Source organism: Bergeriella denitrificans NBRC 102155 (assembly GCF_001592185.1).
GTDB classification, from domain to species: domain Bacteria; phylum Pseudomonadota; class Gammaproteobacteria; order Burkholderiales; family Neisseriaceae; genus Neisseria; species Neisseria denitrificans.
In genome coordinates, this window is the sequence record NZ_BCWL01000123.1 from 1 (window position 1) to 6,500 (window position 6,500).

The 6,500-nt window shown below is 59.1% G+C and carries 5 protein-coding genes; 4 read left to right on the top strand and 1 reads right to left on the bottom strand.

Going from position 1 to position 6,500, the window contains the following annotated elements; genetic code table 11:
* The first annotated feature begins 81 nt into the window (after positions 1 to 81).
* Positions 82 to 1,830, top strand: a complete 1,749-nt coding sequence (gene recD, locus BDE01S_RS07260) for an exodeoxyribonuclease V subunit alpha (RefSeq protein WP_066079456.1) — start codon at positions 82 to 84, stop codon at positions 1,828 to 1,830.
* A gap of 297 nt (positions 1,831 to 2,127) precedes the next feature.
* The gene (locus BDE01S_RS07265; protein ID WP_066079459.1) at positions 2,128 to 3,312 is read left to right on the top strand and encodes a hypothetical protein; all 1,185 of its coding nucleotides are present in this window, start codon (positions 2,128 to 2,130) and stop codon (positions 3,310 to 3,312) included.
* 217 nt (positions 3,313 to 3,529) lie between these two features.
* Here BDE01S_RS07265 and BDE01S_RS07270 read toward each other — a convergent pair whose 3' ends face one another.
* Positions 3,530 to 3,934, bottom strand: coding sequence for an RNA-binding S4 domain-containing protein (locus tag BDE01S_RS07270; RefSeq protein ID WP_066079462.1), 405 nt, complete (start codon positions 3,932 to 3,934; stop codon positions 3,530 to 3,532).
* Positions 3,935 to 4,109: 175 nt separating this feature from the next.
* Here BDE01S_RS07270 and BDE01S_RS07275 point away from each other — a divergent pair, with 175 nt between their 5' ends.
* Positions 4,110 to 5,069, top strand: a complete 960-nt coding sequence (locus BDE01S_RS07275) for an acetyl-CoA carboxylase carboxyltransferase subunit alpha (RefSeq protein WP_066079465.1) — start codon at positions 4,110 to 4,112, stop codon at positions 5,067 to 5,069.
* Between the two features lie 90 nt (positions 5,070 to 5,159).
* Complete coding sequence (tilS, locus tag BDE01S_RS07280; RefSeq protein WP_115225403.1) at positions 5,160 to 6,488, top strand: tRNA lysidine(34) synthetase TilS; 1,329 nt, start codon at positions 5,160 to 5,162, stop codon at positions 6,486 to 6,488.
* The last annotated feature ends 12 nt before the right edge of the window (positions 6,489 to 6,500 follow it).

Here is a 6,500-nt window from a genome sequence, read left to right on the forward strand (position 1 = left end):
AGCCGGACGAGCCAACGACGTAGCAGGATTTAAGTTCGACGACTATAATGCGTTTCTCAAGCCCACGCATACGGATATGCCATGACTACTGATTTCCCTGCTGACGCGCCCCAATATGCCGCATCTGCCGCCACGGCGTTTATCTCACGTTTCGCGCCCGATGAGGCGGAGCTGGTTGCGCCTTATGTCGCCCAGCTTTTTGCCGCGCTGCAGGGCGGGCATACCTTTATCCGTCTGACGCGGGAGCAGGCCGATACGTTGCGGCAGGCGGTCAATATCGTGGGTACGGGCGGCGATACGCCGTTGGTGTTGACGGGGCAGCGGCTGTTTTTGGGGCGGATGTGGCAGCTTGAGCAGGATTTGGCTAAAGAAATCCGCCGTTTGGCTGCGGCAGGCGTGGGCGCGGTAAACGAGGCGAAAGCCGCTGCCGCGCTGGCAGACTGGTTTCCCGGTGCGGGCAGCGAAGGGCAGCGCGATGCGGCGGCTTTGGCGCTGCTGCAATCGTTTATGCTGATTACCGGCGGGCCGGGCACGGGTAAAACCACCACCGTAGCCAAGCTGCTGGGGCTGATTTGCGGCAATGCCGAAACCTTACCGCGCATCGTTTTGGCCGCGCCCACGGGCAAGGCGGCCGCGCATATGGCCGGTGCGCTGCATCGGGCGGCCGGCAGCTTCGGGCTGAGCGAGGATATCCGCCGCCACTTGACGGGGCTGGAGGGGCAGACCGTGCACCGCCTGCTGAAGCTGCGTCCGCCCCAAATGCGGCCGTATTACCATGCGGACAATCCCTTGCCGCTGGATGTGTTGATTGTTGATGAAGCGTCGATGCTGGATTTGGCCTTGCTGCTGCAACTGTTGCGCGCCATTCCCGACGGCTGCCGTCTGATTTTGCTGGGCGACCCTTATCAGTTACCGTCCGTGGGTGTGGGCGCGGTATTGGCGGCTTTGGTGCAGGAAACGGTATTGGACGAAGCCACTCATGCCAAGCTGGGTGCGTATCTGCCGCAGCACGCGTTTCCCGTCAGCAGCGATGCGGCGGTGCTGGCGCAAAACAGCGCACGCCTGAGCGTCAGCCACCGCTTCGGCGCAGACAGCGGCATCGGCTGCCTGGCACGGGCGGTGGTGTCGGGGCAGGCGCAGGCGGCTTGGGCGCAGTTTGCCCGTTTTCCCGACGAACTTTCTGCGCGCACCGGCACCTTCCGCGAGCAGGCGGCGCTGCTTTACCGCAAGCACGAAGCATATTGGCAGGCGGTGGACGCGGGCGATGCGGCGTCGGCCTACGCGCATATTGCCGATGTGGCGGTGCTGACAGCCTGGCGGCAGGACGCGGAAGCCTTCAACCGCGCCTATCGGACGCATTTGCAGAAAATGGGACGCTGCGATGCCGATGCGCCATGGTTTGCGGGGCAGATTGTGATGGTGGTACGCAACGATTATCCGCTGGATTTGTTCAACGGCGATATCGGCCTGATTATGCCGTCTGAAAAACACGGGGGCGCACCTGCGGCGTATTTCCCGACCCGCGACGGCTTTAAAACCGTGCCCGTCAGCCGCCTGCCGCAAAACGAGCCGGCTTTTGCCATCACGGTACACAAAAGCCAGGGCTCGGAATACCGCGAAGTCTGGCTGTTGCCGCCGGTGTTGCCGGAAGCGGCGGAAGACGACGCGCCGCAGGGGCTGGATAACGCGCTGCTCTATACCGGCATTACCCGCGCCCGCGAGCGTTTTGTCTTTTGGGGGGGCGAGGCCGAGCTGGTACGCGCGGTGCAGACGCAGAAAAAACGTGCCACCGCCTTATACGATATGCTGAAAGCGTTGCCGCCGGCTTAATCGGCTGATTTTTTGGGTATGGCCGCCCGATTGTGGATAAGATTGCGGGCAGAGGCCGTCTGAAAAGGCGGCTTCTGCCCGCATTTGATTAGTGTCAACTTACGCCCTGAAATACATAAAATACGTCAAATTTTGTTGACGAAAGCTAACATACTGCCTAGGATAAGCAGACTATCCGGCAGGCGCGTCAAGCCACCAGAAATATTCCAAATCATTCTGCCGGATGGGGCAGCCGCCGCGCGTTCCCGCGCACAAATAAGCAGTTGCCCGCGACCTCAAACCCAGCCGGAGATTGATATGAACATCCATAAAACCGCCGCTTTCGTTTGCGCCGCACTGGCTGCCTACTCGGGCAGCGCATGGGCGGAAAGCGCCGACGCCATGCGCGACGGCGCTGCCTTGAGCACCACCGACAGCCAAACCAATTTCGGCAGCATCATCCGCAAAGATGCCGACAAAATCAGCTTGTTCAACGATTTACTCAGCGTCAACGGCGAGCTGCGCCTGCGTATCGACAGCGAAGACACTGCCGCTTCCTATGCCGCCGAGCAGCCGAAAGACAATACCCACAGCGAGCTGAACATGAATATCTGGCTGCGCGCCAAGCTCTATCGGGATTGGAAACTGGTGGCGCAAATCGAGCCGAATCTGGATTTGGAAAGCGGCAAGCTGCGCGGCGATCACGATATTCCGCTGGTCAAACTTTACGGCGAGGGTACGGTATATGATTTCGGCGGACAAAGCGGCGCTCTGAAAGCGCGTTTGGGCCGCTTCGGCGCTTTGTCTTCATACGGCCGCGTGTGGGATACCGAGGTGACGGGCGGCGAGCTGTTTTGGGATAATGCCGTGCTGCCCGCCAAGCTGACGTTGGGACGGCGCACCGGCGGGCTGAACGGCAATGTCTGGGGCAGCGGCATCAACGGTAAAGACGAAGGCATAGGCGGCCGCCGCAAAAAGTTTGCCTCGCTGCAGGCCATGTATCCGCTGAATAATCAAATCAATATCGGCGCCACCGTGAGCTATATGAAAGATTTGGACGAATACGATTTCGCCACCCGCTCGGTGCGTATGAATGCCAAAGACGCGGTATTCGGCGAGTTGGGCGTGGATGTGCGCCTGAACGACGATTGGCGCTGGATGGCGGCGGGCAGTAAGTCCAACATCAAAGCCTACAACGATTACGGCGTGAAAATCAAAAACGACGGCCTGTTTACCGAAGTGCGCTACAAGCTCGCCGATTGGGAGAAGCGCAACTCCTACCACGTCGCGCTGAATTACCGCCGCGTCGGCGCGCTCTCCGGCGTGTCTTCGATTGAGGATTACAGCAAAAACGTGCAGGGCGTGCAGCTGGCGGCGGCTTATATTCCGTGGAAAAACTGGAAGCTCAGCGGCTTTTATCTGCACGGCAAACAGCTGACGCCGGTCGGCCCCGAGAAGCTGGATGTAAATGTGGTACGCGGCCAGCTGGAATACAAATTCTGACGCCGCTTTATCTGCCGATGACGCATTTTCAGACGGCCTGAAACCGCTTGAGGCCGTCTGAAAATCTGCTGTTGCGTTGCGTGAAGCAAAAATAAACAAGGCAGGCCGGAGTTTCCGGCCTGCACCTTTGTTTAACGCATTCCGCCATACCGGCCGGATGCACTTGGAGATTGGATGCCCGCTTGACGGATACGGATTTGCATCACGCGCTCAGACCTTACATCCAGCTGTCGCGCTTGGCCTTATCGAGCTGGCGGCGGTCGCGCTTGGTCGGGCGGCCGTCGGGATAGGCGGCGGTGATGCGGCTGGCCTGGTCGAGCAGCTTCTGCGCCTCGCGTTCGGCAGCGGTTTTCATGTCTTCCTCATACAGCAGCCGCGCTTCGGGCGCGGGGCGGCGCTGGTGGTTGAGCGCCAGCACTTTGATTTTGTAGGGCAGCGAATTGAGCGTGAGGTCTATGGTATCGCCCGCGCTGATGTTTTTGCTGTTTTTGACTTTCGAGCCGTTAACCTGTACGCGCCCCAGCTCGATGTGTTTCTGCGCCAGCGCGCGGGTTTTGAAAAAGCGCGCCGCCCAAAGCCATTTGTCCAGACGCATCGCGCCTTTGTCGAGGTCGTTTTTCATAAGTTGGCAGAAATGATTGAATTGACGGCGAGTTTATCATAAGATACGGCGTTTCTGTCATTTAGTGCATCTGTTCTAATTTTCCTGGGGCGCTATATTTTTCACGCGGGTTGCTGCCAAAAATGCCCGATTAGCGTATGATGATGCAGAATCCTACTCAAGAGAGCTTCATTTTATGAAACCTGTTTTTTTGGACTTTGAACAACCGATTGCCGAGCTGACCAAGAAAATCGACGAATTGCGGTTTGTGCAGGGCGAATCGGCCGTGGATATTTCAGACGAGATTACCCGCCTGCAGAAGAAAAGCAACGATTTGACCAAATCGATTTTCAGCAAGCTGACACCTGCCCAAATTTCACAGGTCTCGCGTCATCCCCAGCGTCCTTATACGCTGGACTACATCGACGCGCTGTTTACCGATTTCGAAGAGCTGCACGGCGACCGCCACTATGCGGACGACTACGCCATCGTCGGCGGCCTGGCGCGTTTCAACGGCCAGAGCGTGGTGGTTATCGGCCATCAGAAAGGCCGCGACACCAAAGAAAAAATCCGCCGCAATTTCGGCATGCCGCGTCCCGAGGGCTACCGTAAAGCCCTACGCCTGATGCAGACGGCAGAAAAATTCAACCTGCCGGTGATGACTTTTGTCGATACCCCCGGTGCCTATCCGGGCATCGGCGCGGAAGAGCGCGGCCAGTCGGAAGCCATCGGCCGCAACCTTTACGAGCTGACCCGCCTGCGCGTGCCGGTATTGTGCACCATCATCGGCGAAGGCGGCTCGGGCGGCGCGTTGGCGATTGCCGTGGGCGATTACGTCAATATGCTGCAATATTCCACTTACTCGGTGATTTCCCCCGAAGGTTGCGCCTCGATTTTGTGGAAAACCGCCGAAAAAGCGGCCGATGCCGCGCAAGCTCTGGGCATTACCGCCAAGCGCCTGCTGGAGCTGGATTTAATCGACCGCGTGATTGACGAGCCTTTGGGCGGCGCACACCGCAACTATGAAGCCGTAATGAGCAGCGTAAAAACCGTATTGGAAGCCCAGCTTTACGAGGCGCAGAGCATGCCGATGGCGGATTTGCTCAGCCGCCGCTTCGACCGCATCATGGCCTACGGCCGCTTTACCGAGAAATAATTTCTCCCTCCCGCGCAAGCAGGCTGCCAGCCTGCTTGTTTTCGTTTGTTTCGGCCGCAAGGCCGTCTGAAAAAAGAAAGGCCGCCGCCGATGGATTTATTCGGGCAGTTGATGCGCGACTTTCCCGCATTGCCGGCTTCGGAGCATATTGAAGCGGGCTTGAGCGGCGGGCTGGATTCGGTGGTCTTGCTGCATCTTTTGGCACGGGCGCGGCAGGTGCGCGGCTTTAAGCTGGGCGCGGTACACGTCCACCACGGCTTAAACACTCAGGCAGACGCTTGGGCAGATTTCTGCCGCGATTACTGCGCCGCGCTGGATGTGCCGTTGCGGATTTGCCGTGTGCAGGTAGAAAAAAACGGACTGGGCATCGAAGCCGCCGCCCGCCAGGCACGCTACCGCGCATTTTCAGACGGCTCTGCGGACATCATCGCTTTGGCGCACCATCAAGACGACCAAGTGGAAACCTTTATGCTGTCCGCCGTGCGCGGCGGTGGCCTGCGCGGGCTGGCGGCCATGCCCGAATGGCGCGCGCTCAATCCGCATCTTCGCATCTGGCGGCCGCTATTGGCATTCGGCCGCAGCGATTTGGCCGCCTATGCCGCGCAGCACGGTTTACAGCACATTGAAGACGGCAGCAACGAAGACACCGCGTTTTTAAGAAACTGGCTGCGCCGCGAAGCCTTGCCGCGCTGGCAGGAAAAAATCCCGCACCTGAACCGGCAGATTTTGAGCAATATCCGTATGCTCCAGCAGGATTTGGCGCTGCTCGACGAAATCGTTGCCGCCGATTATCAGGCCGTTTGCGCCGCAGGTTTTTTCTCGTTGGACACATGGCGTGCGCTTGGCGAAGCCCGCCGTCGCCATGTCTTACTGCATTTTCTGCGGCAGCACGGCGTCAGCGCACCGCAGGCCGCACTGCGTGATTTCAGCCGCGTGTTGATGCAGTCGGACAGCGGCGAATGGCGTTTGCCCGATGCCGAAGTGTATGCCTACCGCAAACGCCTGTGGCTGCTGCCGCGCGATTGGCACAATGCCTTGCCCTGGCAGCCGCAGCCGCTCAAAGGCCGTCTGAAAGATATTCTGCTGCAGGCCGGATTTGCATTGCAGCCGCATCCGCACGGCCTGCCGCAGGCATGGCTGGCGCAGGAGGGCATCATCCGCGCGCCTGAGCCGCAAGCGCGCATCGCCATGCCGTACGGACACAAAGCCGTGAGCAAAATTCTGCAGGAGCGGCACATTCTGCCGGCCGCCCGCAAAGTGTGGCCGCTGATTACCGATACTTCAGGCAGCCGCTGCCTAGCGATTGCAGGGGTGTGTGCTGCCGCAGATGTTATCGATGGAAGCACGGATGCTTGGCTGCCGGTGTATCAACCCTTTCGGCGGTTTTATGATAAATATAGTCATTTGAAAATAGAATGACACACTTTGTAG